Raw genomic sequence first — 17,174 nt, forward strand, 5'->3', positions numbered from 1 at the left:
CATGAGAGCGGGAGGAGCGCGATGAGGTCGGAGCCGGACATTCTCGATCGGGCCGCCGAGCTGCGCACGGAACCCGACGTGCTCACGCGACTGCGCGCAGCCGCGGACACGCGGGTCGTGGTGATGCGCGAGGGCCGCGTCCGGGTGGCGGACGGCGCCGTTCTCCGCGTCGGCGTCGAGAGCGTCGGCGAGGCGGAGTGGGCGCTGCTCGGGCGCGACGGCGACGGCGCGGCACTGCTGCTGGCATCCGCGCCCGCCCTCACCGCCAGCCTCGACAGCGCACCGGAGGAGACGTGGCTGGGGCTGCGCGACGTCGGCGGGATGCTGGACGCGCACGAGTCCGAGCTGTTCGTCACCGCGGTGGCGCTGTCGGCCTGGCTCACCGACGCCGTCTTCTGCGCACGCTGCGGTGACCGGCTCTCCCTGCAGGGAGCCGGCTGGTCCCGGCGCTGCGCGGCCTGCGAGATCGAGCACTTCCCTCGCACCGATCCCGCGATCATCGTCGCAGTGGAGAGCCCGGACGGCGAGCGGCTGCTGCTCGGCGCCAACGCCACCTGGCGCGGCCGCATGCACTCCTGCTTCGCGGGCTTCGTCGAGGCGGGGGAGTCCGTCGAGGACACCGTGCGTCGCGAGCTGCTGGAGGAGGTCGGGGTGCGCGTGCGCGACATCCGCTACGTCTCCTCGCAGGCGTGGCCCTACCCGCGTTCGCTCATGCTCGGCTTCCGGGCGGTCGCGCGGGATGAGGACGTGCGACCCGACGGTGAGGAGATCATCGACGCACGCTGGCTCACCAGGGCCGAGCTGCGCACCGCGCTGGCGGGTGACGGGCCGGTGGGGCTTCCCGGGCCGGCATCCATCGCACGCAGGCTGATCGCGGACTGGTGCGACTCTCATCCCGCTCCGCTTGCTGAGGAGCCGCCTGCGAGTGTCGTGCCGAGCGGGTCGAAGTGAGCGCGCTGGACGGACTCGACGAACGTCAGCGCGAGGCGGCCTCGGTGCTGCGCGGGCCGGTCGCGGTGCTCGCCGGCGCCGGCACCGGCAAGACCAGGGTCATCACGCACCGCATCGCGCACGGCGTCGACACCGGCGCGTACACGCCCTCGCGGGTGATGGCGGTCACCTTCACGGCGAAGGCGGCCGGAGAGCTGCGCGGGCGCCTGAGGGCACTGGGCGTCGGCGGGGTGTCCGCCCGCACGTTCCACAGCGCGGCTCTCGCGCAGCTGAACTTCTTCTGGCCGACGGTGGCCGGCGACACGGCGCCGAAGATCATCGACAACAAGGTGCGGATGCTGGGGCAGGCCGCCGACGCCATGGGGCTGCGGCCGAGCACCGCGACCCTGCGCGACATCGCCGCCGAGATCGAATGGCGCAAAGTGTCGATGCTGTCGATCGAGCAGTACGCCGAGCAGCAGCGCCCGATCACCGGCATCCGCTCCGAGCAGCTGCTCGAGCTGCAGGCCGGCTACGAGCTGCTGAAGGACGAGCGCCGCCAGCTGGACTTCGAGGACGTGCTGCTGGCCTGCGCGGGCATGCTCGAGACGGAATCGCGGGTCGCGGCGGCCGTGCACGAGCAGTACCGGCATTTCACGGTCGACGAGTTCCAGGACGTCTCTCCGCTGCAGAATCGCCTGCTGGAGCTGTGGCTGGGGGACCGGCGCGACATCTGCGTGGTGGGCGACGCCAGCCAGACGATCTACTCCTTCGCGGGTGCCCAGCAGCGCTACCTGCTGGAGTTCGAGAAGCGCTACCCGGATGCCACGGTCGTGCGCCTGGAGACCAACTACCGCTCGCGGGCGCCGATCCTGGCCGCGGCGAACGCGCTCATGCGCGGCCGGCCGGGTGCGCTGGATCTCGTGCCCGCTGGCGGTGCCGCCGCCGGACCGGAGGAGGGGGCGGATGCGAGGCCGGGCGTCGCGGAGGCGCCGACGGTCACCGCGTACGACAGCGAGCGCGACGAGGCCGACGGCGTCGCCGCCGCGATCGCCGATCGCATCGCCTCGGGGATCTCGCCCGCCGACATCGCGGTGCTCTACCGCGCGCACGCGCAGTCCGCACCGCTGCAGCAGGCGCTCGCCGCGCGGGGCGTCGCGACCAGCGTGCTGGGCGGCACGCGGTTCTTCGACATGCCCGAGGTGCGCCAGGCGGTGCTCGGTCTGCGCGGTGCGGCGGTCGCGCCGACGGATGCCGGATTCCTGCCGACTGTGCGCGATGTGCTGCGCGGGCTGGGGCTGACCGACGAGCCCCCGGCTGCGGGAGGCGCGCAGCGCGACGGCTGGGAGGCGCGCCGCGCCATCCTCCGCCTGGCAGAGGACGCTCCCGACGGCACGACGCTGCGCGTGTTCGCTGACGAGCTCATGGCGCGCGCGAAGGATCAGCACGAGCCGGCCCTGCGCACCGTGACGCTCTCCACGCTGCACGCGGCGAAGGGACTGGAGTGGCCGCACGTGCTGCTGGCGGGCTGGGCGGAGGGGGCGCTGCCGATCTCGTACGCGTCGACGTTCGAGGCGGTGGACGAGGAGCGGCGCCTCGCCTACGTGGGGATCACGCGGGCCGCGCGAACGCTCGCGATCTCGTGGTCGCGGAGCGCGGGACGAGGCGAGCGGGCTCCGTCGCGCTTTCTCGCGGAGATCGGGACGTCGGATCGAGGCACAGGCATTCTTCGTGACGTCGCACCGAGCCCCAGACGTGCCGCTCGTCGGGGCTGACGCGCACCAGCGCGCCGGCCTGCTCGACGGGGGTGCGCAGCAGGCGCGCCACCAGCGTCGCGGCGTGCGCGACCCGCGCGGCGCTGATCTGCACCCGGCGCCCCACCAGCTGGGCGTGCAGCGTCGGCCAGGCGGGGTTGCGACGCACCTCGTGCGCATCCCGGCACGCCAGGCAGGGGGTGCGCCCCGGGATCACGAGCGGTCCGATCGTCGCGGCCTGCTCCTCGAAGGCCACCGGCAGGTGCGGGCGGTCCTCGCGCAGATACGGCGCGAGCTGCAGCGCGGCGGCCGCACCCTCGATCAGCACCACGGCCACCGCGCCGGGCTCGTCGGCATCCGCCGTCACGATGTCCTCGTCCTGCAGGGCCTGACGCATGCGCGCCTGCGCTCGGCCGTCGGACAGGTTCACTCCCTCCACGCACACCGGCGGGGCGGGCGCGCGATCGCCCACCACCACCGGCTGCAGCGCCGCGAGCAGCGCGCGGGCCTCGGCGCGCGGCGCTCCGACGCCGTGTGCGACGACATCGAAGGAGACCTTGCGGATGCCGGCGCTCAGACGCGCCAGCAGCGGCTCCGCCCACGGCTCGGATACGTCGACCGTGACGATCGCCTCCAGGCCGAACTGCACGGTCTGCTCGTCGCGCCAGAGCATCGGGTAACGCGCGTCGAGGCGGATGATCGGTGCGGGCGGTCGCGGACTCATACCCTCGATTGTGGACATCCGGACGCGTCCGCGGGCCGTGTCCGCCCGATCTGTGGATGAACTCCCCGTTTCCACAGCCCGCGCAGCCGAAGTGCCGCCGGCCGGCCCCCGGATCAGACCGGCCGGTCGCCCTCCGGGCGGTCGTCCCCGGGTGCGTCGTCTTCGGGTGCGCTGTCTTCGCCGGGTGCGTCGTCCTCGGGACGATCTTCAGACGCGCCGCCGGGCGCCTGACCGAAGTCGTCGCCGTCCAGCAGGCGCGCGAGGGCCTCATCGAACTCGTCGGCGGCGGGAGCCTCGCCGCGCTCGCTCGCCTGCAGGCGCTCCACCAGCGCGGAGGGGTCGTCGATGTCGGACGACGAGGGCATCAGGTCGGGGTAGTCCCACAGCGAGTCCCGCGCGGCGACGCCCACGGCATCCGTCACCGTCTGCCACATCGCGGATGCCTCGCGCAGGCGGCGCGGGCGCAGCTTCAGGCCGACCAGTGCGCCCAGTGCGTCCTCCGCCGGGCCGCCGACCGCGCGACGGCGGCGGGCCGCCTCGCCCAGTCGCGCGCCGTCGGGAAGCCGGGCGATGGCCTGGCTCGTGACCACGTCCACCCAGCCGTCGATCGTGGCGATGAGGTTCTCCAGCCGTGTGAGCGCTTCGCGCTGTGCATCCGTCTGCGCCGGCAGCAGCGCGCCGCCTTCGATCGCGGCGCGCAGCTCCTCGGGATCCGTCGGATCCAGGCGTGAGGCGAGGTCCTCGAGGGCGTCGATGTCGACGGTCACGCCGCGAGCGAAGTCGGTGATCTGCGACAGCACATGCAGGTGCAGCCACTTCGCGTGCCGGTACAGCCGCGCATACGCCAGCTCGCGCACCGCGAGGTACAGCGCGATCTGGTCATCCGGGATCTCCAGCCCCTCGCCGAAGGCCGAGATGTTCTGCGGGATCAGCGCGGCGGTGCCGGCGGGCAGCACCGGGATGCCGACGTCGCCGCCGGAGACGACCTCCAGCGACAGCCGGCCGAGCACCTGCCCGAACTGCCCGGCGAACAGTGAACCGCCCAGCCCCCGCATCAGCTGCCCGGCGCCCTGCACCATCCCCTGCATCTCGTCGGGCACCTGCGTGCGCAGGGCATCCATGAGGGCATCGGCGATCGAGGTCGACACCGGCGAGGCGATCTCCTTCCACACCGGCAGGGTCGCCGCCACCCATTCTCCGCGGGTCATCGCCTGCGGCGGCGTGGACAGCTCCGAGATCGTGGTGGCCTCGCTCAGCCACAGATTCGCCAGGCCGAAGGCATCCGCCAGCGACGCCTGCGCGCCCGCGGCGATGCTCTGACCGTCCTGATTGGCGATGTGCAGGGCCTGCCGCTCGGCGCTCTGCCACGGGTCGGCGGAGAACATGCCCTGCATCTGCGCCATGAAGCCCTGCAGCTGCGCGGGGTCGAAGGACTGACCCTGCATGCCGGAGAGCGCGTCGCGCAGCTGCTCGGGATCGATCTGCCCGCCGGACATCATGCGGCGCAGCATCTCCTCGAAGTCGGACGGATCGCGGTCGTCGTCTGTCATGCGAATGGCCCTCTCAGCATGCCCGTAGCGTGTGCGCTCTACGCTAGTCACACGATCCTGTGGTCCGACCCTGGGAGCGTGGATATCTGTACGCCGCTCGCGAACGCCGGAGGTCACGTGTCATCACGCCGCAGCAACGGCACGATCGTCGGCGTCGTCGCGCTGAGCGTCGCGCTGATCGCGCTGGTCGGGCTGACCTTCATCCCGACGCAGTACGTGATCCAGCGGCCGGGCCCGGTGTTCGACACGCTCGGCACCGCGAAGGGCAGCGATGGCACGGAGGTGCCGCTGATCGAGGTGCCCGACGCCAAGACGTATCCCACGGGCGGGACCCTCGATCTGACCACGGTGCAGGTGATCGGCAACCGGCAGCGCACGCCCACCTGGTTCGAGCTCGCGCTCGCCTGGTTCGATCCGTCGCGTGCCGTGGTGCCCATCGACGCGGTGTTCCCGGAGGGCGTGACCAGCGAGCAGCGCGACGAGCAGAACGCCGCGCTCATGATCGACTCCCAGCACGAGGCCACGGCTGCGGCGCTCACCGAGCTCGGCTACGACGTGGGCGCGCAGGTCGAGGTGGTCAGCGTGCTGGAGGACTCGCCCGCCGAGGGGAGGCTCGCCGCGGGCGACCGCATCCTCGCCATCGACGGCGTCGACGTCGACTCCGCGACCGCGCTGCGCGATGCGATCCAGAAGGCGAAGGGGGACGAGGTCGTCCTGAGCGTCGAGCGCGACGGCCGGCCGGCCGACGTCGAGATCGCGCCGCAGAAGACGAAGGATGCCGACGGCAAGACCGTCTGGCTGATCGGAATCACCCTCACCACGGACTACACGTTCCCTGTCGACGTGGAGCTGCAGCTGGACAACGTGGGCGGCCCGAGCGCGGGCATGATGTTCGCCCTCGGGATCATCGACACGCTCACTCCCGGCGAGCTGAACGGCGGCGAGAAGGTCGCCGGCACGGGAACCATCGACGCCGCCGGCGACGTGGGGCCGATCGGAGGCATCCGGCAGAAGCTCTACGGTGCGCGGGATGCCGGGGCGAGTGTGTTCCTGGCCCCGGAGAGCAACTGCGACGAGGTCGTCGGCCACGTGCCGGACGGGCTCCACGTGTACAGCACCTCGACCCTGGAGCAGTCCCTCGACATCCTGAAGGTCATCGCCGACGACGGCGACACCTCGATGCTGCCGGTGTGCACTGCGGCATCCGCGAAGTGACGCGGCATCCGCGAAGTGATATTGGGCAGCCGTGCCGCACCACCGCGTCGCTGAGCCCGTCGAAGCGTCCGCGGTGAGCGGAACCCCGGACGTCTCATAGAAGCCCTGCATAGGATGGGACGGTGACCACCTCCTCTCCTCGTCCTGCGGCCACACGCAGCGCTTCGCGTCGGATCCTCGGGGTCTCGGTGGCGATCATCGTCGCCCTGATCGCGGCGTTCTTCGTGTTCGCCTCGCTGTTCACCGACTACCTCTGGTTCGACCAGCTGAAATTCACGAACGTGCTGACCACGCAGTGGATCGCCACGGTGTCGATGTTCGTCGTCGGCTTCCTCGGCATGGCGCTGCCGATCTTCCTGTGCATCCAGCTGGCCTACCGGCTGCGCCCGGTGTACGTGCGGCTGAGCTCTCAGCTGGACCGCTATCAGGAGGTCATCGAGCCTCTGCGCCGGCTGGCCATGTGGGGGATGCCGGTGTTCTTCGGGATCTTCGCCGGCTTCGCCGCAGCGGGCAACTGGAAGACGGTCTGGCTGTGGGCCAACGGCGTCACGACCAAGACGGTCGATCCCGAGTTCGGCGTCGACACCGGGTTCTACCTGTTCGCCATGCCGTTCTACTCCACGCTGCTGGCATTCGTCTCGGCCGTGCTGCTGCTGTGCTTGGTGATCACCGCGCTGGTGTCCTACCTGTACGGCTCGGTGCGCGTCGGGCAGCGTGAGCTGCGCATCTCCAAGCCCGCCCGGATCCAGCTGGCGGTGCTGGCCGGCCTCTACCTCGCCGTGCAGGCCGTCAGCCTCTGGCTGGACCGCTATCTGACCCTGGTGCAGCCGGAGGGACGCATCACCGGAGCCGGTTACACCGGCGTCAACGCCACCATCCCCGGGCTCGCGATCCTCGCGATCATCGCGGCCGTCGTCGCGGTGCTGTTCCTGATCACCGCGGTCATCGGGCGCTGGCGCTTCCCGCTGGCGGCTACCGCGCTGCTGATCGTGGCGTCGCTCGTGGTGGGCATGGGGTATCCGTGGGTCGTCACCACTTTCCAGGTCAAGCCGAACGAGAACAGCTACCAGGCGCAGTTCTACGACCGCAACATCAAGGCCACCAAGGAGGCCTACGGCGTCGCCGACATGAAGGTCACCTCGTTCAAGGCCAGCACCGACACCGCCGCCGGTCAGCTGCGCGCCGACGCCGACACCACGGCATCCGTGCGCATCATGGACCCGGCCGTGATCGGACCCACCGTGCGCCAGCTCGAGCAGTACCGCTCCTACTACCAGTTCGCCGACGACATGGACGTGGACCGCTACACGATCGACGGCAAGAAGCAGGACACCGTCGTCTCGGTGCGCGACCTCGACATGACCAAGCTCGGCGGGGGCGACAGCTGGAACAACCGCACCGCGGTGTACACGCACGGCTACGGCCTGGTCGCCATGGCCGGCAACGAGCGCACCTCGGACGGCGAGCCCGTCTTCCTCGAGCAGGGCATCCCGACGTCCGGGTTCCTCAGCGACAGCGAGCACTTCGAACCGCGGGTGTACTTCGGCGAGACCTCGCCCGACTACTCGATCGTCGGGGCACCCAAGGGCACCAAGCCCGTCGAGATCGACTACCTGCGCGGACAGGGCGACGAGAGCGACGACACCACGACGGTGAAGACCACGTTCACCGGCGACGGCGGGCCCAGGATCGGCAACACCTTCACCAAGCTGCTGTACGCGCTGAAGTTCCAGTCCGAGCAGATCCTGTTCTCGAATCTGGTGAACTCCGAGTCGCAGATCCTGTACGACCGCGACCCGCTCACGCGCGTGAAGAAGGTGGCCCCGTACCTCAAGCTGGATCACGACCCGTACCCGAGCGTCGTGGACGGTCACATCGTGTGGATCGTCGACGGCTTCACCACCAGCTCGACCTACCCGTACTCCAAGACCGTCAGCCTGCAGGACGCGATCGCCGACTCGAAGACCCCGGCATCCGCCGTCGCCTTCGACAACGTGAACTACATCCGCAACTCGGTCAAGGCCACCGTCGACGCGTACGACGGATCGGTCAAGCTGTACGCCTGGGATGACGAGGACCCGATCCTGAAGGCCTGGCAGAAGATCTATCCGGCCACGATCGAGCCGATCAGCGAGATGTCCGCGGATCTGATCAGCCATGTGCGCTATCCCACCGACCTGTTCAAGGTGCAGCGCGACATCCTCGGCGTCTACCACATCGACGACGCCGGCTCGTTCGCCCAGGAGGACAACCGCTGGCAGACACCCGAGGATCCCCGCGTGAAGGGGCAGCTGCAGCCGCCGTACTACCTGTCGATGAAGATGCCCGGTCAGGATGAGCCGCGCTTCTCGATGTTCTCGACCTTCATCCCGGCTGACGGCGCCGGAGACAGCCGTCAGGTGCTGATGGGCTACCTGGCCGTCGACTCGGATGCCGGAAGCAAGGCCGGCGTGAAGTCTCCGGACTACGGCAAGCTGCGGATGCTGGAGCTGGACACCTCCACCACCGTGCCCGGTCCGGGACAGGTGCAGAACACCTTCGACTCCAACGCCAGCGTGGCGGAGAAGCTCAACGTGCTCACGATCGGAAAATCCGAGGTGAAGTACGGCAACCTGCTGACTCTGCCCGTGGGTGGCGGACTGCTCTACGTGCAGCCCGTGTTCGTGCAGTCCTCCGAGGGTACCAAGCTGCCCACGCTGCGCAAGATCCTCGTCGCGTTCGGCGATCGGGTGGCGTTCGAGGACACCCTCACCGAGGCCCTGGACGCGCTGTTCGGCGGAGACGCCGGCGCGCCGGGCGGCGATGAAGGCGTGACACCGCCGGACGACGGAGAGGGCGACACCCCGCCGGAGCAGGGCGAGGGCGAGACTCCTCCGGATGACGGCGGCACGCCGGCGCCGTCGGATGCCGTCGCGCAGGCGCTCTCGGATGCCAAGGACGCGCTGGCGGCTCGCGAGACCGCGCTGAAGGCGGGCGATCTGGGCGAGTTCGCCGTGCAGGACAAGAAGCTCACCGCCGCGATCGAGAAGCTTCTCGAGCTGGAGGGCGGCGCCTCGGCCGAGTAGCCGCCGGCACATCGGCTTCGCGGGGCCCATATTGCTGCCTCTCCCGCATGGGAGGGCACAATATGGGCCCCGCGAACTGTGTCCGCGCCGGGAACGTGGCCCTGTAGGGAGTGCGGCATGGGGGTCGAAGGGCCGACACGCCCGCGGGCGCGACCTCCCGGCTCGATTCGCCTCCCGTCCGGGGCCGTGTTAGGCTTTAAGACGTGCCGCGGGGTGGAGCAGTTCGGTAGCTCGCCGGGCTCATAACCCGGAGGTCGCAGGTTCAAATCCTGTCCCCGCAACAAGAAGATGAAGGCCTGGTCCGCAAGGATCAGGCCTTCATCGTTTCCGGGTGGATGCGAGGATGGGCACATGCCAGCATCCGCTCCGCTCGTCGCCGTCTGCCAGTTCGCGCCGCAGGATGACCGCGCGCAGAATCGGCGGCGCATCGCCGAACTGGTCGCCGAGGCCGCGCGCCGCGGCGCACGGGTGATCGTGCTGCCGGAGTACTCCAGCTTCTTCGTCGATCCGATGGATCGCTCCCTCGCCGTGAACGCCGAGGCACTGGACGGCGAGTTCGTGCAGGCGCTGCAACGCCTGGCCGCCGAGCACGGCGCGGTGATCGTCGCGGGGCTGGTCGAGCGGGCGGATGCCGGGCGGGTGCGCAACACGCTGGTGGCGGTGTCGGATGCCGGGGTGCAGGCCGTCTACCGCAAGCAGCACCTGTACGACGCGTTCGGGCAGACCGAGTCCGACTGGATCGAGCCGGGGAACACCGGGCAGACGTCCGTGTTCGAGGCCGACGGCATCCGGTTCGGCATGATGACCTGTTACGACCTGCGCTTTCCCGAGGTCGCCCGCACGCTGATCGACGCCGGCGCGGATGCCCTGATCGTGCCCGCCGAGTGGGTGCGCGGCGCACTGAAGGAGCACCACTGGTCGACTCTGCTCACCGCGCGGGCGATCGAGAGCACCGCCTACGTGATCGCCGCCGACCACCCCGCGCCCATCGGCGTGGGGCTGTCGCAGGTGATCGACCCGCAGGGCGTCGCGGTGGCCGGCGTCAGCTCGGGGGAGGGGATCGCCGTGGCACCCCTCGATCCAGCCCTGCTCGCGCGCACCCGCGAGGTCAACCCTGTGCTGCGGCTGCGCCGGTACCGCGTCGTCCCGCGCGACTGAGTCCTCAGGCCAGGGCGGCCAGCCGCCGCGCGGCCTCCTCGAGCACCTCGACCCGCTTGCACGCCGCGAACCGCACCAGCCCGGCGTACTGCGCATGATGCTCCGGCGCCACGAACGCGGTGATCGGAATCGCCACCACTCCGGCCCGCTCGGGAAGCGCGCGGCAGAAGGCCGCGGCATCCGCTCCGCCCAGCCCCGTGGCATCCGCGACCGTGAAGTACCCGCCCTGCGGCGCGTGCACCTCGAATCCGGCGGAGCGCAACGCGTCGCCGAGCAGCTCGTGCTTGTGAAGCAGCGCCGCGCGTGCGTCGTCGAAGTACGCATCCGGGAGTCGCAGCCCGACGGCGATCGCAGGCTGGAACGGCGACCCGTTGACGTAGGTGAGGTACTGCTTGACGGTCAGCACGGCGGTGATCAGGTCGGCCGGGCCGTGCACCCAGCCGATCTTCCAGCCGGTGGCCGAGAAGGTCTTCCCGCCGGATGAGATGGTCAGGGTGCGCTCGGCGGCACCGGGCAGTGTCGCGATCGGGATGTGCGGGGCGTGGAAGGACAGATGCTCGTACACCTCGTCGGTGACGATCACCGCGTCGTGCTGGTTCGCCAGGCGCACGATCTCGGTCTGCACCTCGGATCCGAACACGGCACCGGTCGGGTTGTGCGGGTCGTTCACCAGGATGATGCGGGTGCGGTCGGTGACGGCCGCCGCGAGCTCGTCCAGGTCGGGTTGCAGATCCGGCAGTCGCAGCGGAACCGTCCGCAACCGGGCGCCCGCCAGCGCGACCGCTGCGGCATAGGAGTCGTAGTAGGGCTCGAAGACGACCACCTCGTCGTCGTGGGAGTCGATCAGCGCCAGCAGCGTGGCCGTGAGCGCCTCGGTCGCGCCCGCGGTGACCAGCACCTCGGTGTCGGGGTCCACCTCCAGGCCGTAGAACCGCCGCTGATGCTCGCTGATCGCCCGCCGCAGATCGGGGATGCCGCGCCCGGGCGGGTACTGGTTGGCGCCGTGCGCGATCGCCTCGCGCGCAGCCTGGAGCACGGCATCCGGCCCGTCCTCGTCGGGAAAACCCTGCCCCAGGTTGATCGCATCGAATCGCACAGCCGCGGCCGACATCTCTGCGAAGATGGTGGGCGCCACGTCGCCCTGTGGTGAGAGCAGACCGGCTCCCGCTGCGGTGCGCCGCCAGGCGCCGGGAATGACATCCATGCAGAACAGGCTAAGACCATAGGAGAAATCCAACCCGGCCATATGAAAAGCACAGATTGTCTTGTCAGTCTGATGGTGCGCCTGGAAGGAGCAGATCATGAACGACGACAACACCAACGGTGAGGGTTTCACGCCCGGCACTCCGGCCCCACAGCAGCCCGCCGCGCAGCAGCACGCTTCGCAGCAGCCCTCCGCGCAGCATCCCACCCCGCAGGTGCAGCCGCCGCAGCCTGTGCATCCCTCGGCATCCCACCCGGGGTACAGCGGGCCCGCGCACCTCGCGCCGCACCCCACCGGCTCCGCGTTCGGCGGCGCGGCGCAGGCCGCCCCGCAGCATCCGGCCCAGCACCAGACGGCGCCGCAGGGCGGCGCGCCGACGCTCCCGCTCGACCCGACCCTGCTCGCGGCGCCCGCGGACTCGTCCGCCGGTGCTTCGCAGCCCCGCGGCAACGGGCCGCTGAAGGTCGCAGGTCTCCTGCTCGCGGCCGCTCTCGTGGGCGGTGTCGCCGGTCTCGGCGGCAGCGTGCTCGGCAGCTCGATGACCAGCGCGCCCACCTCGCAGTCCGCGACGGGACCGCAGACCGTCACCGTGAACAACCCGGGCTCGGTGAACGAGACCACCGCCATCGCGGCCGACGTGCTGCCCTCGGTGGTCACGATCAACGTCAACGGCACGCAGCAGGCCGGCAGCGGATCCGGCGTCATCCTGAGCAAGGACGGCTACGTCATGACGAACACGCACGTGGTCACCCTCGGCGGCTCCGTCGCCGACCCCACCATCAGCGTCACCACCTCGGACGGCCACATCTACTCGGCGACGGTGGTCGGCACCGACCCGATCTACGACCTTGCCGTCATCAAGCTCAAGGGCGCCAGCGGGCTCAAGCCGATCGAGTTCGGCGACTCGTCCAAGCTCAACGTCGGCGATGCCGCGGTCGCGATCGGCGCACCGCTGGGGCTGTCCAACTCCGTCACCGACGGCATCGTCAGCGCGCTGAACCGCAGCATCCAGGTCGCCTCGTCCGCCGTCCCGGACGACTCGTCCGCGCAGAGCGAAGAGGGCGGCGTCGACAACGGCAACCCGTTCCAGTTCGACCTGCCCGGGATGCCTCAGCAGCAGCAGCCCAAGCAGTCCATCTCGATCGCCGTGATCCAGACCGATGCGGCGATCAACCCCGGCAACTCCGGCGGGGCGCTCGTCGACAGCAGGGGACGGCTGATCGGGGTGAACGTCGCCATCGCGACAGCGGGGCAGTCCTCGTCGTCCTCCAGCGAGCCCGGCTCCATCGGCGTCGGCTTCGCGATCCCGGCCGACATCGCGCAGCGCGTCTCGTCCGAGATCATCGATGACGGTGCGGCCACCCACGGACTGCTGGGCGCCCGCGTGCGCGACGCGTCGTCGCTGCGGAACGCGTCGATCGCCGGCGCCGTGATCTCCTCGTCCGACGGGGAGTCCGGCGTGGTCGAGGGCGGCGCGGCCGCGGAGGCGGGCCTGAAGGACGGCGACATCGTCACCGAGTTCAACGGATCCCCGATCACCGGCGCCACCGACCTCACCGCGCAGGTGCGCGCGGAGGCCGCGGGATCCACCGTGAAGATCACCTATGTCCGCAACGGCAGGACCTATGAGACCGAGGCCACTCTGGGCACGCTCAAGCTCTGACGCGCGGCCGGCGCTCGTCGCCACGCGCACGGCCGGGACGCCACCCCGCGATAGGCTCGCGGGGTGGCGTCCTTCTCGTTCGGAACCGGCAACGCGGCCAAGCTGCTCCGGTTGCCGATGTATGCCGCCGGTCGCCTCGGCACCCTGATCGTGCCCCGCGGCGACACGTGGGTGTTCGGCTGCGGCGCGGGGATCGGCGACGGCGCGCTCGCGCTGCTCCGCGAGGCGCAGTCCCACGGGCACCGCACCCTCTGGCTCACCCGCTCACCGCGCGAGGAGGCCGATGCCAGGGCGCTGGGCATCCGCACTCGACCGCGCGACGGCCTCCGCGGCTGGTGGGCGACCGCACGCGCCGGCGTGATCGTCGTCACCCACGGACTGGGCGATGTGAACCGCTACGGCAGCACCGACGGCTTTGTCGTGCAGCTGTGGCACGGCATCCCGCTCAAGCGCATCGGACTCGACTCCCCGGTGACCGCGCAGGTGCCGGCAGGTGTTCCTGCGGCGCGGATCCTGCGCAGGATGCTGACGGTCGCCTACCGCGCGGCCGCGCAGCGCATCCGCGTGTTGCCGGCCGCATCGCACCGATCCCGCGGACGGCTCGAATCCGCGTTCGGACTGGGCGGCGATCGGGTGGTCGTCACCGGCGAACCGCGCGTCGACGTGCTGTCGGCGGGCACCCCGGAAGAGCGGCGGGGCACGGCATCCGCCCTGCTCACCCGCACCGGCCCGCTGCTGACGAGGCAGCGCGCGCTGCTGTACGCGCCCACCTGGCGCGACGGCGCCGCCGATCCCGCCGTGCCGACGGCGGAGCAGTGGGTGCGGATCGTGCGGATGCTGGAGCGGCACGACGCGATTCTCTTCGTCCGCTCGCATCCGCTGGGCGAGGGGTCGTACTCGCCGCCCTGGTCGAGCGGGCGGGTGCGGATGCTGAGCTCCGAACTGCTTCCCGACGTCACCCCCGCACTGCCGCGGGTGGACGCGCTGATCACCGACTACTCGTCGCTGGCGTACGACGTCGGCCTGCTGGCGATGCCGGTCGTGTACCTGGCTCCGGATGCCGAGCAGTACGGCCGCGAGCGCGGCTTCTACGGTCGCTACGAGGACGTCGCCGGCTCCGACCCGGCCCTCGACTGGGACCAGGCGATCGATCAGCTCGACGCGCTGCTGGGCGACGATGCGGTGCGCCGGGAGCGCGCGGAGCGCTCCGCCGCGCTCAGCGCCGACATGCACGCCCATCGCGACGGGCGCAACGCTCTTCGCGTCTACCGGGCCATCCGCGCGCGGGGAGTCCCCGCGCCGAAGGGAGCACGATGACCACCGCTCGCATCGATGAGCAGGCACAGGCGCTGATCATCGCCGGCGCCGGACCGCGCCCGGCATCCGCAGTCCTCTCCGGACCGCGGGCGCAGGTCGCGGCGAAGGTGACCGGCGGCGGGAAGACGTGGCGGGCGGTCTTCCCGCTGCGCGCCGCGCGCTGGGGCGGTGCCCCGCTGCCGCTGCCCTCCGGCGAGTACGAGCTCGACGTCGCCGGCGCCGACCTCTCCGACATCGCGGTCGAGCCCGCCCTGCTGCCGATCCTGCGCGTCCAGGTGCGCGGCTCACGGGTGACGATCTCGCCGCCGCTCGACCCGGTGTACGAGACGCCCGAGGGTCAGCGCACGCTGGAGGAGCGCTACGTCTCGCAGATCGGGGGCGGCGAGAACGCGGTGTTCTTCGAGAGCTTCTACGGACAGACGTCAGGGTGCAACCCGCGCGCCATCGATCGCGTGCTCGCGGAGCGCGCTCCCGCGGTGACCCGGTACTGGGCGGTCGCCGATCTGTCGATCGAGATCCCCGAGGGCGCGATCGCCGTCGTCGAGGGCAGTCCGGACTGGTGGCGCGCCAGGGCCGAGGCGCGGATGCTGATCGTGAACGACTGGCTGCGGCGGCGCTTCGTGCGCAAGCCGGGCCAGCACGTGCTGCAGACCTGGCACGGCACCCCCCTCAAGCGACTGGCGCTGCATCGTCCCGGCTTCGACCCGCGGCGCATGGCGGCGGTGGTCAAGGAGTCGCGCCGGTGGGACGCGCTGCTGGCGCAGAACGTCTACGCGGAGCGCGTGCTCAAGAAGGCGTACGCGTTCTTCGGCAAGCCGATCTGGACCGACGGCTATCCGCGCAACGACATGCTCGCCGGCGGCGACCCCGCTCCGATCCGCGCCGCGCTCGGGATCGGCGCCGACGAGCGCGTGCTGCTGTACGCGCCGACCTGGCGCGACGACCGTGCCGAGATGGTCGACTTCATCGATCCGGAGGAGCTCGCCGCGCGCACCGACTCCGTCGTGCTGGTGCGCGGGCACTCCCGCACGCTGCGTCCCGGTCGCGACCGCTCCGGCGCGCGCGTGATCGACGTGACCGGCTACCCGGAGACGGCGCGACTGCTGCTGATCGCGGATGCCCTGATCACCGACTACTCGTCCGTGATGTTCGACTTCAGCGTCACCGGCCGGCCGATGTACTTCCTGGTGCCCGATATGGAGCACTATCGCGGCCAGCTGCGCGGCTTCTACTTCGACCTGGCGCAGCGGGCGCCCGGCCCGCTGGTGCGCACGCAGGACGAACTGGTCGCGGCGCTGTCGGACGACGACGCGACGGCCGCGTATCGCGAGCGCTACGCCGCCTGGTCGGCGCAGTTCAACCGGCTCGACGACGGCGCCGCCGCCGACCGCGTGGTCTCCCGCATCCTCGACCAGGGATGGCTCACGCCCTGACGTCCGTGCTCGAGGGCCCCTGAACCTCTCGACGGGTCCGTCAGGGCAGCGGGGTGTTGCGCGATCCGAGTCGCGACGCGTCGACCGTGTCGCCCGCGCCGTGCAGCACGCCCGTGAGGAATCCGAGCCCCCAGGCGATGTGCATGGTGGGCAGCACCGCGAGCGTCCAGAGCCGTTCGCGCAGACTGCGCCGGCCGCGGGCGATGCCCGCGCCGCCCAGGCCCACGGCCAGCACCAGCACCGCGTAGGCGACGAGGGGCAGGTAGACGACCGATGCCAGCACGGCGACCAGGCCGTGCAGCACGCCGGTGAGCTGCAGGATGCCGACCACGACGGCAAGTGCGAGCAGGACCACCAGCGCCGGAGGCGCGAAGAAGCGGATGCTGTTGCTGCGCCCGTAGCGACGCACGAGCTCGCCGCGCCACGCTCCCGTCGCACGGAACTGGCGGGCCAGCCGCGACCAGCTCTCGCGCGGCCAGTAGGTGACCGACAGCTCCGGATCGAACCACACCCGGTGACCGGCCTGGCGGATGCGCAGGTTCAGCTCCCAGTCCTCACCGCGACGGATGCTCTCGTCGAACAGCCCCACTTCGTCGAGCACGTCGCGGCGCATCACCCCCAGGTAGGCGGATTCCGCCTCGCCCTCGGGCGCACCGCCGTGATAGGCGCCCCCGCCCAGGCCGACGGGCGCGTTGTACAGACGCGCGACGGCGCTCTGGAACGGCGTGCGGCCGTCCGCGCGCATCACGCCGCCCACGTTCGCGGCTCCTGTGCGGCGCAGCGTCTCCAGGGCGCGGCGGGCATAGCCGGGGGAGAGCTCGGAGTGCGCGTCCACCCGGATCACCGTGGGGTGCCGGCTGGCACGGATCGCGGCGTTCAGCCCCACCGGGATGTGCGCCTGCGGGTTCTCGACCAGCCGCACGCGGTCGTCCGCGGCCGCGAGCCGGCGCGCCAGCTCGGTTGTTCCGTCGCTGGAGGGGCCCAGTGCGAGCACCAGCTCGGTCGGGCCGTCGACATCCTGCGCCAGCACCGAGCGCACCGCGTGCTCGAGGTAGTCGATCTCGTTCAGCACCGGCATCACGAAGGAGACGCCGCCGGGTTCGGGCCTGTCGCTGTGCTGCACCCGTCGATCATGTCATGCATCCCGCACCGTATTCTGGA

Annotated in this window: 11 protein-coding genes and 1 tRNA gene; 9 read left to right on the top strand and 3 right to left on the bottom strand. The window is 71.0% G+C overall.

Annotated elements, in window-relative coordinates:
• Positions 1-21 precede the first annotated feature (21 nt).
• Both nudC and Q9R19_RS03675 read left to right on the top strand, forming a co-directional pair.
• Positions 22-951 carry an NAD(+) diphosphatase gene (gene nudC, locus Q9R19_RS03670; RefSeq protein WP_311254985.1) on the top strand — a complete coding sequence of 310 codons (930 nt, stop codon included), beginning with the start codon at positions 22-24 and terminating at the stop codon, positions 949-951.
• Positions 948-2,705 carry an ATP-dependent helicase gene (locus Q9R19_RS03675; RefSeq protein WP_311254986.1) on the top strand — a complete coding sequence of 586 codons (1,758 nt, stop codon included), beginning with the start codon at positions 948-950 and terminating at the stop codon, positions 2,703-2,705. Before nudC ends, Q9R19_RS03675 begins: the two co-directional genes overlap by 4 nt.
• A gap of 816 nt (positions 2,706-3,521) precedes the next feature.
• On the opposite strand, the gene Q9R19_RS03680 is transcribed toward Q9R19_RS03675, so the two are convergent.
• The gene (locus Q9R19_RS03680; RefSeq protein WP_311254987.1) at positions 3,522-4,958 is read right to left on the bottom strand and encodes a zinc-dependent metalloprotease; all 1,437 of its coding nucleotides are present in this window, start codon (positions 4,956-4,958) and stop codon (positions 3,522-3,524) included.
• Positions 4,959-5,075: 117 nt separating this feature from the next.
• On the opposite strand from Q9R19_RS03680, the gene Q9R19_RS03685 reads away from it, so the two are divergent.
• The 4 genes from Q9R19_RS03685 to Q9R19_RS03700 all read left to right on the top strand — a co-directional run bounded on the left by Q9R19_RS03685 (position 5,076) and on the right by Q9R19_RS03700 (position 10,396).
• Positions 5,076-6,173, top strand: a complete 1,098-nt coding sequence (locus Q9R19_RS03685) for a PDZ domain-containing protein (protein ID WP_311254988.1) — start codon at positions 5,076-5,078, stop codon at positions 6,171-6,173.
• Positions 6,174-6,295: 122 nt separating this feature from the next.
• Positions 6,296-9,238 carry a UPF0182 family protein gene (locus tag Q9R19_RS03690; protein ID WP_311254989.1) on the top strand — a complete coding sequence of 981 codons (2,943 nt, stop codon included), beginning with the start codon at positions 6,296-6,298 and terminating at the stop codon, positions 9,236-9,238.
• A 207-nt stretch (positions 9,239-9,445) separates the two neighbouring features.
• A tRNA-Met gene (locus Q9R19_RS03695) sits at positions 9,446-9,519 on the top strand.
• Positions 9,520-9,589: 70 nt separating this feature from the next.
• Positions 9,590-10,396 (top strand): carbon-nitrogen hydrolase family protein, encoded by an 807-nt coding sequence (locus Q9R19_RS03700; RefSeq protein WP_311254990.1) that lies wholly within the window; start codon positions 9,590-9,592, stop codon positions 10,394-10,396.
• A 4-nt stretch (positions 10,397-10,400) separates the two neighbouring features.
• Here the strand turns inward: Q9R19_RS03700 and Q9R19_RS03705 are convergent, their stop codons facing one another.
• Complete coding sequence (locus Q9R19_RS03705; RefSeq protein ID WP_311254991.1) at positions 10,401-11,600, bottom strand: aminotransferase class I/II-fold pyridoxal phosphate-dependent enzyme; 1,200 nt, start codon at positions 11,598-11,600, stop codon at positions 10,401-10,403.
• A 97-nt stretch (positions 11,601-11,697) separates the two neighbouring features.
• Here Q9R19_RS03705 and Q9R19_RS03710 point away from each other — a divergent pair, with 97 nt between their 5' ends.
• The 3 genes from Q9R19_RS03710 (at position 11,698) to Q9R19_RS03720 (ending at position 16,013) form a co-directional block, all read left to right on the top strand.
• Positions 11,698-13,263, top strand: coding sequence for a trypsin-like peptidase domain-containing protein (locus tag Q9R19_RS03710; RefSeq protein ID WP_311254992.1), 1,566 nt, complete (start codon positions 11,698-11,700; stop codon positions 13,261-13,263).
• Between the two features lie 63 nt (positions 13,264-13,326).
• Positions 13,327-14,580 (top strand): CDP-glycerol glycerophosphotransferase family protein, encoded by a 1,254-nt coding sequence (locus Q9R19_RS03715; protein WP_311254993.1) that lies wholly within the window; start codon positions 13,327-13,329, stop codon positions 14,578-14,580.
• Positions 14,577-16,013 carry a CDP-glycerol glycerophosphotransferase family protein gene (locus Q9R19_RS03720; RefSeq protein ID WP_311254994.1) on the top strand — a complete coding sequence of 479 codons (1,437 nt, stop codon included), beginning with the start codon at positions 14,577-14,579 and terminating at the stop codon, positions 16,011-16,013. Before Q9R19_RS03715 ends, Q9R19_RS03720 begins: the two co-directional genes overlap by 4 nt.
• 40 nt (positions 16,014-16,053) lie before the next feature.
• Here Q9R19_RS03720 and Q9R19_RS03725 read toward each other — a convergent pair whose 3' ends face one another.
• Entirely contained in the window at positions 16,054-17,091 is a 1,038-nt protein-coding gene (locus Q9R19_RS03725; RefSeq protein ID WP_396653459.1) for a glycosyltransferase, read from the bottom strand.
• Between the last annotated feature and the right edge of the window lie 83 nt (positions 17,092-17,174).

It is taken from the genome of Microbacterium sp. ARD32 (assembly GCF_031844385.1).
Lineage (GTDB): Bacteria > Actinomycetota > Actinomycetes > Actinomycetales > Microbacteriaceae > Microbacterium.